This window comes from Streptomyces hyaluromycini (genome assembly GCF_002217755.1).
Classification (GTDB): Bacteria; Actinomycetota; Actinomycetes; order Streptomycetales; family Streptomycetaceae; genus Streptomyces; species Streptomyces hyaluromycini.
The window spans coordinates 108,097-125,738 of record NZ_BCFL01000031.1 but is presented as its reverse complement, the minus strand read 5'-3'; the positions used below and the strand labels follow the sequence as shown (position 1 = coordinate 125,738).

Here is a 17,642-nt window from a genome sequence, read left to right as displayed (position 1 = left end):
CGGCGGCGCGGGGCCGGGTCAGCGGACGACGTCGAAGACGTTCTTCTGCACGCCGTTGGCGTAGACCTCGTGCTCGACCAGCTTCAGCTTCTGGGTGTCCTTGTCCGTGGCGCTGAACAGGCGCTTTCCCGCGCCGAGCAGCAGCGGGTAGACGAGCAGGTGGTAGCGGTCGATCAGGCCCGCGTCGGACAGGGCGTGGTTGAGCGAGGCGCTGCCGTGCACGATGACCGGGCCGCCGTCGGTCTCCTTGAGGGCGGCGACCTCGTCGAGCGAGCGCAGGATCGTGGTCTCGCCCCAGTTCGACACCAGGTCGTCCACGGTGAGGGTGGTGGAGACGACGTACTTCGGCAGCGTCTTGTAGTGCGAGAACTCGGCCATGTCCGGCCACACCGGGCTGAACGCCTCGTAGCTGGCCCGGCCCATCAGGACCGCGGCCGACTCCTCCTGCTCCCGCCCCTTGATCTCGAACGCCTCGGGGACGAACTCGATGTCCTTGAAGGTCCACCCGGAGTTCCGGTAGCCGGGTTCGCCGCCCGGGCCCTCGACGACCCCGTCGAGGGAGATGAAGGCAGTGCTGATCAGGGTTCGCATCGGGGTTTCCTCGCAGTCTCGGGTCTGGTGCGGTTCTCCGCGGCACCAGCCTCTAACCGACAACAAAAATTGTCAAGGAAACTCAACTTGTCGGAAGACAGACCCCGGCCGAGTTGGTGGAATTTTCAACTACCCCGGTCTGTTGTCAGGGCCGAAGGAGGTCACGAGTGGACACGACGTACGACACGACTTACGACACGGCGTACTACGACCAGGGAACCGCCGCCGAACGGTGGGCCCGGGCCCAGCTGTTCTTCGACGCCAAGGACTACGCCGGCGCCGCCCGGGTGCTCGCCGGGCTGGTCGAGGAGGCCCCGGAGCAGACCGGACCCCGGCTGCTGCTGGCGCGCTCCTACTACCACTCGGCCCAACTGCGCCGCGCGGAGGCCGAGTTGCGCGAGGTCATCGAGCGCGACCCGGTGGAGCACTACGCCCGGCTGATGCTGGGCCGTACGCTCCAGCGGCAGGCCAGGCACGAGGAGGCGGAGCCGCATCTGCGGATCGCCTCGGCACTGGCCGGTGACTTCCCGCAGGAATGAGCGGCGATCGACGAGGGCCCCCGGATCTCCGGGGGCCCTCCGGCCGTCACAGCGGGGTGGACGCGTGCAGGACCAGGAACAGGGTCACCGCCGAGTTCGCCGAGGACATCGCCGATACGAGGGTGCCCGCGGCGGCGCCCCAGACGGCGAGGCCGGCCGCGGTGAACGTGGCGGGCCGGCTGTGGGCCACCGGGGCGGGGCCGAGCAGCGCGGCGACCCGGCGCGGCACCGGACCGGTGCCGGCCAGTGCGGCCAGCGTCGGCGCCGGGGTGCCCGTGGACAGCAGCGCCGCCCTGCCGATGGCCCGTGCGACCGTGCGCCGGTCCGCCACCGAGCGGGCCGCCTCCTCGTCCGCCCACCGCTCGGCCGTGTAGACGACGGCGGTACGCAGGGGCCGCAGGAACGGGTTGGCGCGCGCCGCCAGGTGGACGGCGAGCAGGTGCCGGTGGTGGCGGGCGGCGAGATGGGCGCGTTCGTGGGCGAACAGGGCCCGGCGTTCACCGGGCGCGAGACCGTCCAGGAGCGCGGTGGTGACGACGATCCGGTCGGGCAGCGCGTAGGCGTACGGCGTGCGGTCGGGCAGCACGGCGACCGTGCGGCCGGGCAGTCCGGCGAGCGCCCGGCGGGCCTGTCGGGTGACCCGGCGGTGCCGGTGGAGGGTGCGGCCGCCCAGGACCGCGACCGCGACGAGGGCGGGGATGGCGGCGCGGCCGGCGATCTCGTCGTGCGGGACGGAGGCCCGTACCTCCGGGTCGGACCAGCCGTCCGGGAGGGGGTTGCCGGGGAGCTGGGCGGTGCCGACCACCATCAGCAGGGCCAGGCAGAGCGTGCTGCACCCGGCCATGACCACGGCCATCGCGGTGAGCAGCCGGGTGGCGGCGCGCGGATGCAGCCGCCCCTCGGCCAGCCGGGCGACGGGCCACGCGGTCAGCGGCAGGACCAGCGGCAGGAAGACGAAGACCCCCATGGACGGTCAGTCTTCCGTACCGCCGTGGTCGGTGGGCGAGGTGTTCCGAGTGTTCACCCGGCCCGGCCCGGCGGCCTCCAGCAGGGCCCGCAGCACCTGCTCATCACCGGGCGGCAGGGCGGTGACGAAGCTGGCGAGCACCGCCTCGCGGTCCCGTTCCAGGTCGAGGAGCCGGCGCATCCGCAGGGCGGCGAGCCGGGCCACGTCGGCGGTGGGTGTCCACAGGAAGGAACGGCCGTGCCGCTCGCGGGCGACGACGTCCTTGGCGAGCAGCCGGGTCAGGATGGTCACGACGGTGGTGTAGGCGAGGTCGCCGCCGAGCCGCTCCTGCACCCAGGCGGCGGTGACGGGACCGTCGGCCTCGCGCAGCGCACCCAGCACCTGGCCCTCCAGCTCCCCCTGCCCCCGCCGGGCCCGTGCCATAGTCCCCGTCTCCCTCCGGCGTCGGTGGTGACACGCGCGTCAGCGTGTCTGACCACGCTACTTCACGCCGGCCCTGCCCCCGTACGTCCGCCCGCCGCGACGGTGTGCGATCTCGCCGAGGACGATGTCCACGGCGAGGAAGGCGGCCAGCGGGATCCCGAGCAGCGGCACGAAGTAGCCGAGGACCGCGATCACCGCCATCGCCGGGACGAGGAGGTACGGCGGGACCTCCGCCCAGGCCCCGCGCGGGACCGGCCGGCCGAACGTGGCGCCGCGGCCGCGCTGCCACCACATCCGGTAGCCCCACAGGATCAGCAGGATCAGGGAGAGCGCGAGCAGGGCCAGGGCGAGCTGGTTGACGAGGCCGAAGAGGATGCCGGTGTGCAGGTCGATGCCCCAGCGGGTGAGCTTGGCGAGCACCGGATGGTCGGCGAAGCGCAGGACGTCGGTCACCTCGCCGGTGCCCGGGTCCACGGCGACGGAGTCCTGCTTCTCGGGCCAGCTGCGCTGGACCTGCCTGACCACGTAGGCACTGTTCGCGCCGGCGGGCGGGACGATCTCGACAGGGTCGCCGAGCCCCTTGGCACGGGCGGCCGCGAGCACCCTGTCCAGGCCGACGCCGTGCTCGGCGTCGCCGCCGGTGCCGGCCGCCGTGCCGTGTCCCGCGTGCTCGCCGCCGCTCACGGCCGCCGAGACGGACGGGGTGGCCTGGCCCAGGGAGGTGCGCAGTTCGTCGATGTTGGCGCCGGCGTAGGTGGACCAGGTCAGGCCGGTCGCAGAGAGGAAGACGAAACCGGCGGCGGCCCACACGCCGACGGTGCCGTGCAGGCCCAGCGTGCGCCGTCGCCCGCTGGTGCCGCGCACCTTGCGCAGCGCCCGGCGCCGGGAGAACCACAGCACCAGGCCGCCGCCCGCGATCACCCACAGCCAGCTCGCCGCGAACTCGCTGTAGAGCCGGCCGGTGTCGCCCAGGTGGAGGTCGCGGTGGAGTTCGTCGATCCAGGTGCGCAGGGGCAGCGCGCCCGTCGATCCGTACTGTTCGAGAGCGCCGCGCACCTTGCCGGTGTACGGGTCGACGAACACCGCGAGGGTGTGGTCCGGGTTCACGCCCGCGACGCCCGAGAGCAGCACCCTGGTGGTCGCGTCCGCCTCGGGCGACGGGCGTATCGCGGAGACCGTGCCCTCGGGGTGGGCCGTGCGGGCGGCGGCGACCTGCTCGGAGATCGGCAGCTTGGTCTCGCCCACCGGGACGGTCAGCTCATGGGCGTACACCAGCTTCTCGGCCTGGAAGGAGAAGGCGTACAGCAGGCCGGTGGCGGCGGCGACGAGCAGGAAGGGGGCGACCAGGACACCGGCGTAGAAGTGCAGGCGCAGGACGAGGGGGCGCAGCGGGGCCCAGCGGCTCGGGGAGGCGGCCGGGACGGTGGGTTGCGGGGCCTCGTCCGATGGCGGTCCCCCCGATCGAGCGGAGCCGGGACTGGGGGAGGTCGAGGAAGCGGTGGACATCGGCGGGCTCTCCGGGGACTCGTGGCTGAGCGGTGACGGTCCAGTAGTCGGGGAGCGCGTGGACCGAGTTCCCGGCAGGAAAGGTGACCCGCGTCACACTCCGCTCCATGGCATGCTGGCGCGATGGCATCTCCCCGCGATCACGCGCCCCTTGCCGAACGGGTCGAGGAACTCCTCGGCCCGGGCGGCCCGTTGCCCATCGTCGCGGCCGGCGACCCGGTCCTGCGGCGTGGAACCGAGCCGTACGACGGTCAGTTGACCCCGGCCCTGCTGGCCCGGTTCGTCGAGGCGCTGCGCGTCACGATGCACGCGGCCCCGGGCGTGGGCCTGGCCGCACCGCAGGTCGGCGTCCCGCTCCGCATCGCCGTGATCGAGGACCCGGCGCCGGTGCCGGCGGAGGTCGCGGCGGCCCGGGGCCGGGTCCCGCAGCCGTTCCGGGTGCTGGTCAACCCGGCCTACCAGCCCGTGGGCACCGCCCGCGCCGCGTTCTTCGAGGGCTGCCTGAGCGTGCCGGGCTGGCAGGCGGTGGTGGCCCGGCACGCCGAGGTACGGCTGCGCGGCCAGGACGAGAACGGCCGCGCGCTCGACGAGGTGTTCGCGGGGTGGCCGGCCCGCATCGTCCAGCACGAGACCGACCACCTCGACGGCATGCTGTACCTGGACCGGGCAGAACTGCGTTCCCTGTCGTCGACCGAGGCGATGACAGAGCGCTGGACCCAGCCGACGCCGGCGACGGCGGCGCAGGCGCTGGGCTTCACTCTTCCGTAAGCCAACAGCGCCCCGTCAGAGCGCGGTACTCGACAGCGCCCCGAAAGGGGCGCGGGGAACTGCGCGACCAGCCACGAGGGCGCCGCAGCCGACCGACGTCAGCTCCCTCGCCACTACCCCCTGTACGCCTCCAGCAAGCGCAACCACACCTCACTCAACGTCGGATAAGACGGCACCGCATGCCACAGCCGGCTGATCGGCACCTGGCCGACCACGGCGACCGTCGCCGAGTGGATCAGCTCGCCCACCCCCGGCCCCACGAAAGTGACGCCGCGCAGGATCTCCGAATCCAGGTCGACGACCATCCGGGCGCGCCCCTTGTAGCCGTCGGCGTACAGCCCCGCCCCGGCGACGGAGGAGAACTCGACGTCGACGGCGCGCACCCGGTACCCGGCCTGCTCCGCCTCCGCGAGGGAGAGCCCGACGGCCGCCGCCTCCGGCTCGGTGAAGACGACCTGCGGTACGGCGCCGTGGTCGGCGGTGGCCGCGTGCGCACCCCACGGCCCGTCCAGGAGCGGCGTGTCCGCCGCGCGGGCCGCGATCGCCGCGCCCGCGATCCGGGCCTGGTACTTGCCCTGGTGGGTCAGGAGCGCCCGGTGGTTGACGTCCCCGACGGCGTAGAGCCAGTCGGTGCCCTCGACCAGGAGGGTGTCGTCGGCCGGCAGCCAGGAGCCCGGTTCCAGGCCGACCGTGTCGAGGCCGATGTCGTCGGTGTGCGGGACGCGCCCCGTGGCGAAGAGGATCTCGTCGGCCTCGATGCGGTCACCGGTGTTGGTCACGGCCACCACCGTGCCGTTCTCGCGGGTCACCGACTCGACGGAGGTGCCGATGCGGACGTCGACACCGGCCTCCTTCAGCGCGTCGGCGACGAGCTCGCCCGCGAACGGCTCCATGCGGTTGAGCAGGCCCTTGCCCCGGACCAGCAGGGTGACCCGGGAGCCGAGGGCCTGCCAGGCGGTGGCCATCTCGGTGGCGACGACACCGCCGCCGACGACGATCAGCCGGCCGGGTGCCTCCTGGGCGCTGGTGGCCTCGCGGCTGGTCCAGGGCTTCACCTCGGCGAGGCCGGGCAGGTCGGGCAACTGGGCCCGGGTCCCGGTGGCCACGGCCACCGCGTGCCGGGCCGTGAGGGTGGTGAGGGTGCCGTCGGGGCCGGTCACGGTGACCGTGCGGGGTCCGGCGAGGCGGCCGTGGCCGCGGTGGAGGTCGGCGCTGATGCCGTCCAGCCAGGCGACCTGGCCGTCGTCCTTCCAGTTCGAGGTGAAGTAGTTGCGGCGGGCGAGGACCGCGGGGGTGTCGAGGGGGCCCTGGACCGCCTGGGCGAGGCCGGGCAGGCGCCGGGCGTCGGCCTGGGCGATGACCGGCCGCAACAGGGCCTTGCTGGGCATACACGCCCAGTACGAGCATTCGCCGCCGACGAGTTCGCTCTCCACGACCGCGGTGGTGAGGCCGGCCGCACGGGTGCGGTCGGCGACGTTCTCCCCCACGGGCCCGGCCCCGAGCACCACGACGTCGTAAGCGATGGATTCCGATTCCGTCATGGGGCCAGTCTTGCCGGTGGCGTGCGCCCGGGCCACACGGGTAGGGGGCGGAATACCTGCCCGGCCGGACATGTTGTCGGGATCGGTTTCGCCCCACACCGGGACGCCCCCACATCAGGAAGAGGGAATCAGGCATGAGCAGCACCGTGGAGCTCACCAAGGAGAACTTCGACCAGACGGTCACCGAGAACGAGTTCGTCCTCATCGACTTCTGGGCGTCCTGGTGCGGCCCGTGCCGGATGTTCGCCCCGGTCTACGAGAAGGCCGCGCAGGACAACCCCGACCTGGTGTTCGGCAAGGTGGACACCGAGGCGCAGCCGGAGCTCGCCCAGGCCTTCGGCATCCAGTCGATCCCGACCCTGATGATCGTGCGCGACCAGGTCGCCGTCTTCGCCCAGCCGGGTGCCCTGCCGGAGGCCGCCCTGACGGACGTCATCGGCCAGGCCCGCAAGCTGGACATGGACGAGGTCCGCAAGAGCATCGCCGAGCAGCAGGGCAGCGCCCAGGGCAAGTGACCCCCGCCGGCGGAGCTCAGAAGGGGTACTGCGCCGCATCCCCGCGTACGGTCGTCCACCGCACGTCCGTGAACGCCTCCAGGTTGGACTCGCCGCCGAACCGGGCTCCGGTGCCGGAGGCGGCGACTCCGCCGAAGGGGGCCACGGCCTCGTCGTTCACGGTCTGGTCGTTGATGTGGACGATGCCGGTCGGGATGCGTTCGGCGAGGTCCAGGGCGCGAGCGGTGTCCCGGGTGACGATGCCGAGCGAGAGGCCGTAGGAGCTGTCGGCCGCGAGGGCGGCGGCCTCGTCGGCGTCGGCGAAGGCCCGGACGGGCGCGACCGGCCCGAAGACCTCCTCGGCGTAGGCGGGTGTGCGGTCGTCGACGCCGGTCAGGACCGTCGGCCGGTAGAAGAGGTCCTCGTGGGTGCCGCCGGCGGCGAGTCGTGCGCCCTGCGCGGTGCTGGACTCCACCAGGCCGTGGATCTTGGCGAGTTGACCGGCGTCGATGATCGGGCCGAGGTGGACCTGTTCGCGGTGCGGGTCTCCGACGGCCAGCGAGTCGGCCTTGGCGGCGAGGCGTTCGGCGTACTCCTCGACCAGTGAGGCATGGACCAGGTGCCGTCCGGTGGTCATGCAGATCTGGCCCTGATGGAAGAAGGACCCCCAGGCGGCGGTGGAGATCACCGCGTCGAGGTCGGCGTCCTCCAGGACGATCAGGGCCGAGTTGCCGCCGAGTTCGAGATGCACGCGCTTGAGACGGCGGCCCGCGGCCTCGCCGACCGCGCGGCCCGCGGCGGTCGAGCCGGTGAAGGAGATGACCGGCACCAGCGGGTCCTCGACCAGCGCCGCGCCGACGTCGGCGCCGCCGGGCAGCACGTGCAGCAGCCCCTCCGGCAGTCCGGCCTCCGCGAACACCGCGGCGAGCGCGAGCCCGCCGCAGACGGCGGTGCGCGGATCGGGCTTCAGGACGACCCCGTTGCCGAGGGCCAGGGCGGGCGCGACCGAGCGGATGGACAGGATCAGCGGCGCGTTGAACGGCGAGATCACCCCGACGACACCGACCGGCACCCGGCGGGTGTACGACAGCCGGGGCGCCTCGCTGGGCAGTACCTGGCCGGCCGGGCGGGAGGCGAGGGCGGCGGCCTCGTAGCACTCCTGGGCGGCGACGTGCAGTTCGAAGTCCGCCTTGCCGGGTATGGAGCCGGACTCGCGGACGATCCACTCGCGCAGTTCGCCGGCGTGCTCCGTGAACAAGTCACCTGCCCTGCGCAGGACCTGGGCCCGGACGAAGTGCGGGGCGCGGGCCCAGTCGCGTTGTGCGGCGCGGGCGGCCGCGGCGGCCGTGGCGACGTCCGCGGGGGCGGCCAGGACGACCGAGCCGAGCGTGTCGCCGGTGGCGGGCTCGGTGACTTCGTACGGCGCGCCGGACAGGGCGCCCGCCTGCCAGGTCTTCGGGTCGAGCAACGGCATGACGGCTCTCCGATCGATCACCGGGATTGCGCGGCCCACGGCACGCCCATGAGCCGTTTGGTTGAGCGCGCAACATCCTAGCCAGGGGGCCGGGAAAAGCACCGCCCCCGACCAGGGTCGCCCATCAGCTGGACTCGCGCTGCACCACACAGGCGCCGAGCACCCGGCGCATCTCCGGTTCGCAGTCGGGATCGCGCACCACGCGGTCGACCAGCTCGGCGAGCTCGCGGCCGGACGGCAGGTCGATGTGGATCGTGGAGAGCCGGGGCCGCAGCAGCCGGCCGAGCATCAGGTCGTCGGCGCCGAGCACCGCGGTGTCCTCGGGGATGCGCACGCCCGCGTCCTGGAGGGCGCGCATGAACAGCATGGCGTACTCGTCGTTGTACGCGAACACCGCGTCGAGCCCCAGCTCCGGCCAGCGCGCGGCGAGTTCGGCCGCCGACTGCTCGGTGTAGCCGAGCGGCAGCCCGGTCACCTCGGCGTCGGTGCCGCGCAGCGCCTGGCGTACGCCTTCGAGGCGGGGCCGGGAGTACGTCTCCAGGCCGGCCCCCTCGGGGACGATCACGCCGATCCGGCGGTGGCCGCGGGCGTAGAGGTGGCTGCCGGCGCAGTGGCCCACGGCGTCGTGGTCCATCAGCAGGGCGTGGGCGCCCTCGACGCGTTCGGGGCCGAAGGTGACCACGGCACGGGCGCCGGCCCGCTTGAGGACCGAGACGCCGTCGGGGCCGAGTTCGGCACCGGGGACGAGCACGGCGACCGGCCTCAACTCGGCCCAGGCGCGGGCGGCTTCGTCACCGCGCAGGCCCGCGGTGCCGTACTGGACGACCGTGTAGTCGAGGCGGCTGAGCGCCCACTGGAGATCGGTGATGAACTGCCCGTACAGCGGGCCCATCGGGATGGCCGGGGCGGGCATCAGGACCATCCGGCTGTGCCCGGCGCGCAGGCTGCGGGCGGCCGCGTGGGGGACGTACCCGAGTTCCTTCGCGGCCTCGTGGACCCGGCGGCGGGTGGGCTCGCTGATCCGGACGGCACTGGTGTTGTTGAGGACGTAGGAGACGGTCGCGCGGGAGACGCCGGCCAGGCGGGCCACATCGGCGCTCGTGGGGACCGAGCGCTGGACCGGCGACGCCGCCGAGGGCGGTTTCGGGATGTGCACCATGACGTACGGCATCTTGGCAGAAGCCCGGGCAGAGGGGACCGGCGGGGCAAGGTGGTTGACCGTTCGACGAGTTGGGCCCTCGACCCCCCTGATTCGCGGGCACGTCACAGATGACGACGAACATGTTCGTCACGAACTTGCTCGCAACGAACATGTTCGTTACGGTGGACGCATGCCAGCAACTCCCCGTTCCCGCCGGGAGCGTCCCGCCAAGCCCGCCCTGACCAGGGCGGGCATCGTCGCCGCCGCCGTGGAGATCCTGCGCGCCGAGGGCCTGCAGAAGGTCACCATGCGGCGCCTGGCCCAGGAGCTCGACACCGGTCCGGCCTCGCTGTACGTCTACGTCCGCAACACCGCCGAGCTGCACGCGGCGGTCCTGGACGAGCTGCTCGGCACCCTGCCCCCGGCCCCGTCCGAGGGTGGCTGGCGGGAGCGGCTGGAGCAGGTGCTCGTCGGCTACACCACGATGCTCCTGGAGCATCCGAGCCTGGCCCGGTCCGCGCTGACCTCCTGGCCGAGCGGCCCGCACTACCTCAACCTGATCGAGACCCTGCTCGGCCTGCTCGACGAGGGCGGAGTGCCGCGCGACCGGGCCGCCTGGGGCGTCGACCTGCTGCTCCAGCGCGCCACCGCGACCGCCGCCGAACACGCGGGCGGGGAGTCCCAGGAGGACTGGAACGCCCTCGGCCGGGCGCTGGGCGAGGTGTCGGACCGTACCCATCCGCACATCGCCGCCGCCTCCGGGGCGCTCCTGTCGGGCGCGCCCGAGGCCCGCGTGTCCTGGGCGTTCCAGGCCCTGATCAACGGCATCGAGCACACCGCCGTGCCCGAACCCCACGACTAGGAGATCACCATGTCCACTCCCCACCACCCCATAGCGATCGTCGGAGCCGGTCTCGGCGGGCTCACGCTCGCCCGGGTCCTGCGGGTGCACGGCGTCGAGGCGGCCGTCTTCGACCTCGACGCCTCCCCCGCGGCCCGCACCCAGGGCGGCATGCTCGACATCCACGACGACTCCGGCCAGGTGGCGCTGCGCGCGGCCGGGCTGTACGACGCGTTCCTGACGCACGTCCACGCGGGCGGCCAGGCGACGCGGGTACTGGACAAGGACGCCCGGGTCCTGCTGGACACGCCCGACGACGGCGACGGCGGGCGGCCGGAGATCGACCGCGGCGAGCTGCGCCGGCTGCTGCTCGGCTCGCTTCCCGAGGGCGTGATCCGCTGGGGCGCGAAGGTCACCGGCGCCCGCCCGCTCGGCGGCGGCCGGCACGAGGTGACCCTCGACGACGGCGGCTCCTTCACCACCGATCTGCTGGTCGGCGCGGACGGCGCCTGGTCCCGGGTGCGCCCGCTGGTCTCGGACGCGCGGCCCGCGTACACCGGCATCTCGTTCGTGGAGGCGGACCTGCCGGACGCGGACGTACGGCATCCGGTGAGCGCCGAGGTGGTCGGCGGCGGCATGCTGTTCGCACTCGGTGCGGGCCGGGGCTTCCTCGCCCACCGGGAGAGCGACGGCAGCCTGCACGTGTACACGGCGGTGGAGGCGCCCGAGGAGTGGCTGGACGGGATCGACTTCGCCGACACCGAGGCGGCCAAGCGGGCCGTGCTCGATCACTTCGACGGCTGGGACAAGAGCCTGCGGGCACTGGTCGGGGACGCCGAGGGCACGCTGGTGCCCCGGCGGATCCACGCCCTGCCGGTCGGCCACCGCTGGGACCGGACGCCCGGGGTCACGCTGCTCGGCGACGCGGCGCACCTGATGTCGCCGTTCGCCGGTGAGGGCGCCAACCTGGCGCTGATCGACGGCGCCGACCTGGGCCTCGCGCTCGTCGCGCACCCGGGTGACACCGAGGCCGCCGTGGCCGCCTACGAGGAGAAGATGTTCGCGCGTGCCGAGCGGTCCGCGGCGGACTCCGCCCAGGGCGGGGCCGTGCTGTTCCGCGCCGATGCGCCGCAGGGCCTGGTCGACATGTTCACCGGCGGTCTGCCGGAGGTCAGCGGGTCGGCGCCGTCCGCGTGACGCGGTCGACCAGGTCGGTCCAGCCGGCCTCCAGGCGCTCCATCGGCATCCCGCACTGCCTGGTCAGATGGTGGATCTGGGCGGGGTCGAGGTAGGCCAGCAGCGTCTGGGCGAGCAGTTCGCAGTCGGCGTTCGGCTCGACCTGCCGCAGCAGCATCGTGATGTGCGTGCGCAGCGCCTGGATCGGCGGATTGGCATAGCGCCGGGTGGGCTCGGGCTGGGCGGCCAGCTGGAGGTCCAGCTGGTCGGCCGAGCGGTAGAGCACCGCGACGCCGAACGCCCTCAGCCGCTCCACCGGCGGGGCGCCGGGGCCGAGGGGCGGCGGGCCGCCCAGAAAGTCCGCCTGGAGCTGCCGCGAGGAGTGGTCGAGCAGCGCCATCAGCAGTCCGGTGCGGTCGCCGAAGCGGCGGAAGACCGTGCCCTTGCCCACCTCGGCCGCCGCGGCGACCGCCTCCATGGTCACGCCGGCCACCCCGTGCTCGGCGATCAGCCGGGCGGCGGCCTCCAGCAGCCGGGCACGGTTGCGGGCCGCGTCGGCACGCAGGCACGGCTCCTCGGGAGCCGGCCCGACCTCAAGCAACTGTGGGGTGTCGAAGGGCTCCTGGGGCTGCGGGAAGGGCGGCAGGACGCTGGACATGAAGACAGCGTAAAGCATCGGGAACAGAACTGGACCAGGGTCCGTTTAGAGTGTTAGAAATTAAGCGGACTTCGGTCCGGATTCGTAACGGCAGTGTTTCACCCCCCTGGAGTTCTCCATGTCTGTCCGCATCCTTGCGCTCGTCGGCAGCCTTCGTGCCGGTTCGCACAACCGCCAGCTCGCCGAGGCCGCCGTCAAGCTCGCCCCCGAGGGTGCCGAGGTCGAGGTCTTCGAGGGCCTGGCCGACATCCCGTTCTACAACGAGGACATCGACGTCGCGGACAGCCTCCCGGCCGCCGCCGCGAAGCTGCGCGAGGCCGCCCAGGCCGCCGACGCCTTCCTGCTCTTCTCCCCCGAGTACAACGGCACCATCCCGGCCGTCCTGAAGAACGCCATCGACTGGCTGTCCCGCCCGTACGGCGCCAGCACCTTCGGCGGCAAGCCGGTCGCCGTCATCGGCACCGCCTACGGCCAGTACGGCGGCGTCTGGGCGCAGGACGAGGCCCGCAAGGCCGTGGGCATCGCCGGCGGCAAGGTGATCGAGGACATCAAGCTGTCCATCCCCGGCTCCGTGGTCCGCTTCGCCGAGACCCACCCGGCCGACGACACCGAGGTCGCCGCGCAGCTGACCGAGGTCGTCGCCCGCCTGCACGGCAACGTGGGCGTGGCCGCCTGAGGCACCCCCTGAAAGGGGCCGGCGCTCGCCGGCCCCTTTTCGCGTCTCTCCCGTCCGGTCTCGCTCCCGTCCCGCCTCGTCACTCGATCCCGGCGAGCCGCTCGACGGCCGGAGCGGCGAAGGTCTCCATCCATCCCGAGGTCTCGCCCAGGCGCGGGGACAGGATGACGGTGTCGACGCCGAGCTTGGCGTAGCCCTCGATGTCCCGGGTGCAGGCGTCCAGGTCGCCCGCGGTGGCCGGCTCGGCGCCGTACGCGATGGTCTTGCGGATGGTGTCGTAGTCCCGTCCGACGGTGTCGCAGTGGCCGCGCAGCACGTCGAGCTTGTGCCGCAGCTCCTCCGGGGAGGAGGGGATGAGGTTGCAGGCGTCGGCGTACTGGGCGACCAGGCGCAGGGTCTTCTTCTCCCCCTGGCCGCCGATCATGATCTCGGGGTGCGGGGTGCTGACCGGCGCCGGCACGCAGAGGGTCTCGGCGAGCTGGTAGTACTCGCCCTCGAAGGGACCGTTGTTCTCCGGGTCCCACATCTGCAGGCAGATCCGCAGCGCCTCCTCCAGCCGCTCGAAGCGCTCCGCGATCGGCGGGTAGGGCACGCCGAGTCCGTGGTGCTCACGGTCGTACCAGGCGGCGCCGATGCCCAGCGTGGCCCGGCCGCCGGACACCACGTCGAGGGTGGTGGCGATCTTGGCGAGGAGTCCGGGGTGGCGGTACGTCACTCCGGTCACCAGGGCGCCGAGCCGCACGGTGGAGGTGCGGCCGGCGAGGTAGCCGAGGGTGGTGTAGGCCTCCAGCATGGGGTCCTCGGCGCCGCCGTTGAACTCCATCTGGAAGTAGTGGTCCATCACCGAGACCCAGCTGACGCCCGCCGCCTCGGCCGCGGCACCGGCGGCGGCGAGTTCGGCGCCGAGGGCGGGGCCGCCCCCGGGGTGGTTGAACCGGTTGATGTGCACGCCCACGCGCATGACCGTTCTCCGTTCCGCCCGGATCGTCTTCTGCCTTCCCGACGCTAGGTCTTCGAGCGCTCTCGAAGTCAAGCCTCGGCGCCGGTGGTCCGGCGTGTCCCGGACACGTCCGCGGGCAGGCACCCGCCGGATGGCGGAGAGCTTCCGCCGTCCGGCGGCCCCCGGGGAGCGCAGGACCGCGCGGATCATGGGGGTACGAGCCGCAGCGCACCACCGCGAGGAGCCGCCATGACCGCCGTACCGCCCCCGTTCGACCCCGAGCTCTCCGCCGCCCTGGAGCTGATCAAGGACGTGATCTCTCCGGCGTTCACGATGGCGGACATCGCCGCGATCCGGCAGGGCGAGGGGATTCGGCTGCTCGCCGAGCTGGACCTCACCATGGACGGGGCGTTCGAGGTGACGGAGCACGCGGTGCCCGGCCCGGTGGACGCCCCCGAGATCTCCCTCCTCATCTGCCGCCCGACCGCCCCGGCCGCCTCCGGTCCGCTGCCGGTGATCTACCACGTGCACGGCGGCGGCATGGTGCTCGGCAACAACCGGGTGGGCCTGGACGTCCCGCTGGCCTGGGCGAAGGAGCTGGGCGCGGTGGTGGTGTCGGTGGAGTACCGGCTGGCGCCCGAGCATCCGCATCCGGCGCCGGTGGAGGACGTGTACGCCGGGCTGCTGTGGACGGCGGAGCACGCGAAGGAGATCGGCGGCGACCCGGACCGGATCGTGATCGTCGGCGCCAGCGCGGGCGGCGGTCTCACCGCGGCCCTGGCACTGCTCCTGAGGGACCGTCAGGGTCCGTCCGTGATCGGCCAGATGCTGCTCTGCCCGATGCTCGACGACCGCAACGACACCCCGTCCAGCCACCAGATGAAGGGCCTCGGCGTCTGGGACCACACGTCCAACGACACCGGCTGGACCGCCCTGCTGGGCGACCGCCGCGGCGGCCCCGACGTCTCCCCCTACGCGGCCCCGGCCCGCGCCTCCGACCTCACGAACCTGCCCCCGGCCTTCCTCGACGTCGGCTCGGCGGAGACCTTCCGCGACGAGACCGTCACCTACGCCTCCCGCGTATGGCAGTCCGGCGGCATCGCCGAACTCCATGTCTGGCCCGGCGGCTTCCACGGCTTCGACGGCTTCGCCCCGCAGGCCGCCCTGTCCCAGTCGGCCAGGACGGCCCATGTGGACTGGCTGCGACGGCTGCTGGCGCGCTGAGCACCGATCGGGCCTGCGGTCAGCGCGGGCCCGGACCCGGTTCCCTGCGGTACGGCGACCTCGGGCCCGCCGATCGTCTGTGCCCGGGTGACTTGAGTCGCCGTTCACCGGGACTCAACCCCCGTTCGCCGCCGCCTTCTTGATGGCCTCCCTGATCCTGGAGTAGGTGCCGCAGCGGCAGACGTTCTCGATGGCGTCGATGTCGGCGTCCGTCGGGTGCGGGGTGTGTTCGAGCAGGGCGGCGGCCGCCATGATCTGGCCGGGCTGGCAGAACCCGCACTGGGCCACGTCGCAGTCCAGCCAGGCCTGTTGGACGGGGTGCAGGGTGTCGCCGTCGGCCAGGCCCTCGATGGTGGTGACCGCCCGGTCCGCGCAGTCGGCGACCGGGACCGTGCACGGCTGGATCTCCGCGCCGTCGAGATGGCTGGTGCAGGCGCGGCAGACGCCCACCCCGCAGCCGTACTTGGGGCCGGTGACGCCGAGCAGGTCGCGCAGGACCCACAGGAGGGGCATGTCGGCGGGGGCCTCGACCGTCACCGGTTTGCCGTTGAGGACGAACGAATACGAACGCATCGGTGCCTTCTGGGAGTTGGGGAGGCGGTGGGTCAGAAGTCGAGGGGGAAGCTGCGGGGCTTGCGGCCGGTGGCGCGGGCGTACGCGTTGGCGACCGCGCCCGCCGCCGCGGGGACGCCGAGTTCGCCGGCACCGCCCGGTTCCCCGCCGGACTTGATGACGTGGGCCTCGATCACCAGCGGGGCATGCCGCTGGCGGGCGTAGTGGAAGTCGGCGAAGCTGCCCTCGCGGACCGCGCCCCGGTCGATGTGCAGCCCGGCGCGCAGCACGGTGGAGATCCCGTCCACGGCGGTGCCCATGAGCTGCGCCTCAAGCCCGCGCGGGTTGACGGCCGTACCGACGTCGGCGGCCATCACCACCTTGGTGACCCGGGGGTTCTTCGGGTCGGTGGCGTCGATCTCGGCCAGGCAGGCGACGGCGGACCCGTACTCCTCGTGGACGGCGACGCCCTGGGCGGTGCCCGCCGGCATCCGGCGCCCCCAGTGCCCGGCGGCGGCCGCCTTGGCGAGGACGGCCTTCACCGTCTTGCTGCGCAGGGTGGTACGGCGGAAGGCGACCGGGTCCCGGCCCAGTGCGCGGGCGATGTCGTCGACGACGATCTCCTCCGCCGTGCGCATGGTCCCGGAGTCCACCGAGCGCCAGGCGCCGAGCGGTATCGGCAGTTCGATGCCGCCCGAATCGCCGCCCACCCGGCCGAAGTTGTACAGCCCGCTGTCGCTGGGCAACGGCCGTACCGCACCGGACTTCGCGGTCAGGCCCTGCTCGTCGGAGGACTCCCCCACCGAGGCCGACATGTGCTGGAAGGCCACCACCCGGCCCCCGGCGACGCTGGCCCGGATCCGGTGGTGGTCGGCGGGGCGCATCCTGCCGTGCCGGATGTCGTCGTTGCGGCTCCACATCAGCTTCACCGGCCGGTGGGCCGCCTTGGAGACGAGCACCGCCTCGATCGCCTGGTCGAAATTGAGCCGCCGCCCGAACGAGCCGCCCCCGCGCATCACATGGACCCGCACCGCGGTCTTCGAGAGCCCCAGCAGGTCGGCGACGGTCTCGCGGGCGTCCATCGGGGTCTGGGTGGCGAACCACAGCTCGGCCCGGTCGGCGCGGACGTCGGCGACGGCCGTGAGCACCTCCATCGGGGCATGGCTGACGAACGCGAACGCGAACTCGCCCTCGATCTGCGTGGATCCGCGCGGCGGGGTGCCGAACCGGGGCACCGCGGCCCGCAGCCGGGAGCGGATCTCCTTGTCGGACAGGGGCACCAGCGGGCCGTCCGCCCAGGTGATCCTGAGCGCGTCCCGGGCCTGGAAGGCGTGGTGGAAGGTGTCCGCCACGACGGCGACCCCGCCCGGGATCCTCACCACCGCGTGGACGCCGGGCAGGGCGCGGGCCGCCGTGTCGTCGAGGGAGACCAGTCTGCCGCGCAGGGTCGGCGGCCGGGCCACCACGGTCGGCTTCGCACCGGCCACCGCCAGGTCACCGGCGTACTTCGCGGCGCCGGTGACGATGTCCCGGGCGTCGATCCTGGTCGTCGGCTTCCCGATCACCCGGTGCCGGGAGGCCGGCTTGGGCCTGCTGGACACGTCCGGGGTGCGGATCCGGGCGGCGCTCGCGGTGAGGGAGCCGAAGGTGGCCGTCCGGCCGTCGGGGGCCACGACCTGGGTGTTCCAGGTGCGCAGGGTGCGCGCGGGGAGCCGCCAGCGGCGGGCGGCCGCGGTCACCAGCCGGGCGCGCGCGGTGGCGGCGAGCTGCCGGGCCGGGCCGTAGAGCGAACTGACCGAGCTGGAGCCGCCGGTGTACTGGTTGCCCTTGCTGCGGGCGTCGGCGAGCGGGATCCGCACGTCGGCGAGGCGGGCGTCCAGCTCCTCGGCGATCATCATGGCGACGGCGGTCGTGATGCCCTGGCCGACCTCGACCCGGGGCAGCCGTACGACGACCTCGTTGTCGGCGGTGACCTCCAGGACGAGCATCTCCTCGTCGGTGCCGGTGACCAGGACGCCCGGGGCCGCGGTGGCGCCGTCGGCCCGTGGGGTGTCGCAGCCGAGCGGGGCGGCGACCGTGAGGGTGGCCGCGGCCACCGTGTACACCATGAATCTCCGGCGGGACGGTCCGG

At 73.3% G+C, this 17,642-nt stretch carries 18 protein-coding genes; 7 read left to right on the top strand and 11 right to left on the bottom strand.

Annotated features, from left to right (window positions below; translation table 11 throughout):
- Positions 1 to 18 precede the first annotated feature (18 nt).
- Complete coding sequence (locus SSP29_RS42100) at positions 19 to 591, bottom strand: dihydrofolate reductase family protein (protein ID WP_089106234.1); 573 nt, start codon at positions 589 to 591, stop codon at positions 19 to 21.
- A gap of 167 nt (positions 592 to 758) precedes the next feature.
- Between SSP29_RS42100 and SSP29_RS42095 the strand changes: the two genes are divergently transcribed.
- Positions 759 to 1,130 carry a tetratricopeptide repeat protein gene (locus SSP29_RS42095; protein WP_089106233.1) on the top strand — a complete coding sequence of 124 codons (372 nt, stop codon included), beginning with the start codon at positions 759 to 761 and terminating at the stop codon, positions 1,128 to 1,130.
- A 46-nt stretch (positions 1,131 to 1,176) separates the two neighbouring features.
- On the opposite strand, the gene SSP29_RS42090 is transcribed toward SSP29_RS42095, so the two are convergent.
- The 3 genes from SSP29_RS42090 to SSP29_RS42080 are packed head-to-tail and all read right to left on the bottom strand — an operon-like array spanning position 1,177 to position 4,026.
- The gene (locus SSP29_RS42090) at positions 1,177 to 2,097 is read right to left on the bottom strand and encodes a M56 family metallopeptidase (protein WP_089106232.1); all 921 of its coding nucleotides are present in this window, start codon (positions 2,095 to 2,097) and stop codon (positions 1,177 to 1,179) included.
- A 6-nt stretch (positions 2,098 to 2,103) separates the two neighbouring features.
- Positions 2,104 to 2,520 (bottom strand): BlaI/MecI/CopY family transcriptional regulator, encoded by a 417-nt coding sequence (locus SSP29_RS42085; RefSeq protein ID WP_150135974.1) that lies wholly within the window; start codon positions 2,518 to 2,520, stop codon positions 2,104 to 2,106.
- Between the two features lie 57 nt (positions 2,521 to 2,577).
- On the bottom strand, positions 2,578 to 4,026 hold the full coding sequence (locus SSP29_RS42080; protein ID WP_089106231.1) for a PepSY-associated TM helix domain-containing protein: 1,449 nt from the start codon (positions 4,024 to 4,026) through the stop codon (positions 2,578 to 2,580).
- Positions 4,027 to 4,149: 123 nt separating this feature from the next.
- On the opposite strand from SSP29_RS42080, the gene SSP29_RS42075 reads away from it, so the two are divergent.
- Complete coding sequence (locus tag SSP29_RS42075) at positions 4,150 to 4,794, top strand: peptide deformylase (protein ID WP_089106230.1); 645 nt, start codon at positions 4,150 to 4,152, stop codon at positions 4,792 to 4,794.
- A gap of 113 nt (positions 4,795 to 4,907) precedes the next feature.
- On the opposite strand, the gene SSP29_RS42070 is transcribed toward SSP29_RS42075, so the two are convergent.
- The gene (locus tag SSP29_RS42070; RefSeq protein ID WP_089106229.1) at positions 4,908 to 6,335 is read right to left on the bottom strand and encodes a dihydrolipoyl dehydrogenase family protein; all 1,428 of its coding nucleotides are present in this window, start codon (positions 6,333 to 6,335) and stop codon (positions 4,908 to 4,910) included.
- A gap of 134 nt (positions 6,336 to 6,469) precedes the next feature.
- Here SSP29_RS42070 and trxA point away from each other — a divergent pair, with 134 nt between their 5' ends.
- Entirely contained in the window at positions 6,470 to 6,850 is a 381-nt protein-coding gene (gene trxA / locus SSP29_RS42065) for a thioredoxin (protein ID WP_089106228.1), read from the top strand.
- A 16-nt stretch (positions 6,851 to 6,866) separates the two neighbouring features.
- On the opposite strand, the gene SSP29_RS42060 is transcribed toward trxA, so the two are convergent.
- Entirely contained in the window at positions 6,867 to 8,303 is a 1,437-nt protein-coding gene (locus SSP29_RS42060; RefSeq protein ID WP_089106227.1) for an aldehyde dehydrogenase family protein, read from the bottom strand.
- 124 nt (positions 8,304 to 8,427) lie between these two features.
- On the bottom strand, positions 8,428 to 9,474 hold the full coding sequence (locus SSP29_RS42055; RefSeq protein ID WP_089106226.1) for a LacI family DNA-binding transcriptional regulator: 1,047 nt from the start codon (positions 9,472 to 9,474) through the stop codon (positions 8,428 to 8,430).
- Positions 9,475 to 9,634: 160 nt separating this feature from the next.
- Between SSP29_RS42055 and SSP29_RS42050 the strand changes: the two genes are divergently transcribed.
- Together SSP29_RS42050 and SSP29_RS42045 are read left to right on the top strand one after the other, a co-directional pair.
- The gene (locus SSP29_RS42050) at positions 9,635 to 10,306 is read left to right on the top strand and encodes a TetR/AcrR family transcriptional regulator (protein WP_089106225.1); all 672 of its coding nucleotides are present in this window, start codon (positions 9,635 to 9,637) and stop codon (positions 10,304 to 10,306) included.
- 9 nt (positions 10,307 to 10,315) lie between these two features.
- Entirely contained in the window at positions 10,316 to 11,482 is a 1,167-nt protein-coding gene (locus SSP29_RS42045) for an FAD-dependent oxidoreductase (protein WP_089106224.1), read from the top strand.
- Here SSP29_RS42045 and SSP29_RS42040 read toward each other — a convergent pair.
- Complete coding sequence (locus tag SSP29_RS42040) at positions 11,457 to 12,137, bottom strand: TetR/AcrR family transcriptional regulator (RefSeq protein WP_150135971.1); 681 nt, start codon at positions 12,135 to 12,137, stop codon at positions 11,457 to 11,459. The two genes, SSP29_RS42045 and SSP29_RS42040, sit on opposite strands and share 26 nt — an antisense overlap.
- A 100-nt stretch (positions 12,138 to 12,237) precedes the next feature.
- Between SSP29_RS42040 and SSP29_RS42035 the strand changes: the two genes are divergently transcribed.
- Positions 12,238 to 12,795 (top strand): NAD(P)H-dependent oxidoreductase, encoded by a 558-nt coding sequence (locus SSP29_RS42035; protein WP_089106223.1) that lies wholly within the window; start codon positions 12,238 to 12,240, stop codon positions 12,793 to 12,795.
- A gap of 79 nt (positions 12,796 to 12,874) precedes the next feature.
- On the opposite strand, the gene SSP29_RS42030 is transcribed toward SSP29_RS42035, so the two are convergent.
- Entirely contained in the window at positions 12,875 to 13,756 is an 882-nt protein-coding gene (locus SSP29_RS42030) for an LLM class F420-dependent oxidoreductase (RefSeq protein WP_089106222.1), read from the bottom strand.
- Positions 13,757 to 13,984: 228 nt separating this feature from the next.
- Here SSP29_RS42030 and SSP29_RS42025 point away from each other — a divergent pair, with 228 nt between their 5' ends.
- Positions 13,985 to 14,959 (top strand): alpha/beta hydrolase, encoded by a 975-nt coding sequence (locus SSP29_RS42025; RefSeq protein WP_089106221.1) that lies wholly within the window; start codon positions 13,985 to 13,987, stop codon positions 14,957 to 14,959.
- 114 nt (positions 14,960 to 15,073) lie between these two features.
- On the opposite strand, the gene SSP29_RS42020 is transcribed toward SSP29_RS42025, so the two are convergent.
- Together SSP29_RS42020 and SSP29_RS42015 are read right to left on the bottom strand one after the other, a co-directional pair.
- Positions 15,074 to 15,532 carry a (2Fe-2S)-binding protein gene (locus SSP29_RS42020; protein ID WP_089106220.1) on the bottom strand — a complete coding sequence of 153 codons (459 nt, stop codon included), beginning with the start codon at positions 15,530 to 15,532 and terminating at the stop codon, positions 15,074 to 15,076.
- Between the two features lie 32 nt (positions 15,533 to 15,564).
- The gene (locus SSP29_RS42015) at positions 15,565 to 17,619 is read right to left on the bottom strand and encodes a molybdopterin cofactor-binding domain-containing protein (RefSeq protein WP_089106352.1); all 2,055 of its coding nucleotides are present in this window, start codon (positions 17,617 to 17,619) and stop codon (positions 15,565 to 15,567) included.
- Between the last annotated feature and the right edge of the window lie 23 nt (positions 17,620 to 17,642).

What these genes read in the sequence shown, in the direction of transcription:
- SSP29_RS42100 (WP_089106234.1), bottom strand. Translation starts at nt 591, where the DNA reads ATGCGAACCCTGATCAGCACTGCCTTCATCTCCCTCGACGGGGTCGTC.
- SSP29_RS42090 (WP_089106232.1), bottom strand. Translation starts at nt 2,097, where the DNA reads ATGGGGGTCTTCGTCTTCCTGCCGCTGGTCCTGCCGCTGACCGCGTGG.
- SSP29_RS42085 (WP_150135974.1), bottom strand. Translation starts at nt 2,520, where the DNA reads ATGGCACGGGCCCGGCGGGGGCAGGGGGAGCTGGAGGGCCAGGTGCTG.
- SSP29_RS42080 (WP_089106231.1), bottom strand. Translation starts at nt 4,026, where the DNA reads ATGTCCACCGCTTCCTCGACCTCCCCCAGTCCCGGCTCCGCTCGATCG.
- SSP29_RS42075 (WP_089106230.1), top strand. Translation starts at nt 4,150, where the DNA reads ATGGCATCTCCCCGCGATCACGCGCCCCTTGCCGAACGGGTCGAGGAA.
- SSP29_RS42070 (WP_089106229.1), bottom strand. Translation starts at nt 6,335, where the DNA reads ATGACGGAATCGGAATCCATCGCTTACGACGTCGTGGTGCTCGGGGCC.
- trxA (WP_089106228.1), top strand. Translation starts at nt 6,470, where the DNA reads ATGAGCAGCACCGTGGAGCTCACCAAGGAGAACTTCGACCAGACGGTC.
- SSP29_RS42060 (WP_089106227.1), bottom strand. Translation starts at nt 8,303, where the DNA reads ATGCCGTTGCTCGACCCGAAGACCTGGCAGGCGGGCGCCCTGTCCGGC.
- SSP29_RS42055 (WP_089106226.1), bottom strand. Translation starts at nt 9,474, where the DNA reads ATGCCGTACGTCATGGTGCACATCCCGAAACCGCCCTCGGCGGCGTCG.
- SSP29_RS42050 (WP_089106225.1), top strand. Translation starts at nt 9,635, where the DNA reads ATGCCAGCAACTCCCCGTTCCCGCCGGGAGCGTCCCGCCAAGCCCGCC.
- SSP29_RS42045 (WP_089106224.1), top strand. Translation starts at nt 10,316, where the DNA reads ATGTCCACTCCCCACCACCCCATAGCGATCGTCGGAGCCGGTCTCGGC.
- SSP29_RS42040 (WP_150135971.1), bottom strand. Translation starts at nt 12,137, where the DNA reads ATGCTTTACGCTGTCTTCATGTCCAGCGTCCTGCCGCCCTTCCCGCAG.
- SSP29_RS42035 (WP_089106223.1), top strand. Translation starts at nt 12,238, where the DNA reads ATGTCTGTCCGCATCCTTGCGCTCGTCGGCAGCCTTCGTGCCGGTTCG.
- SSP29_RS42030 (WP_089106222.1), bottom strand. Translation starts at nt 13,756, where the DNA reads ATGCGCGTGGGCGTGCACATCAACCGGTTCAACCACCCCGGGGGCGGC.
- SSP29_RS42025 (WP_089106221.1), top strand. Translation starts at nt 13,985, where the DNA reads ATGACCGCCGTACCGCCCCCGTTCGACCCCGAGCTCTCCGCCGCCCTG.
- SSP29_RS42020 (WP_089106220.1), bottom strand. Translation starts at nt 15,532, where the DNA reads ATGCGTTCGTATTCGTTCGTCCTCAACGGCAAACCGGTGACGGTCGAG.
- SSP29_RS42015 (WP_089106352.1), bottom strand. Translation starts at nt 17,619, where the DNA reads ATGGTGTACACGGTGGCCGCGGCCACCCTCACGGTCGCCGCCCCGCTC.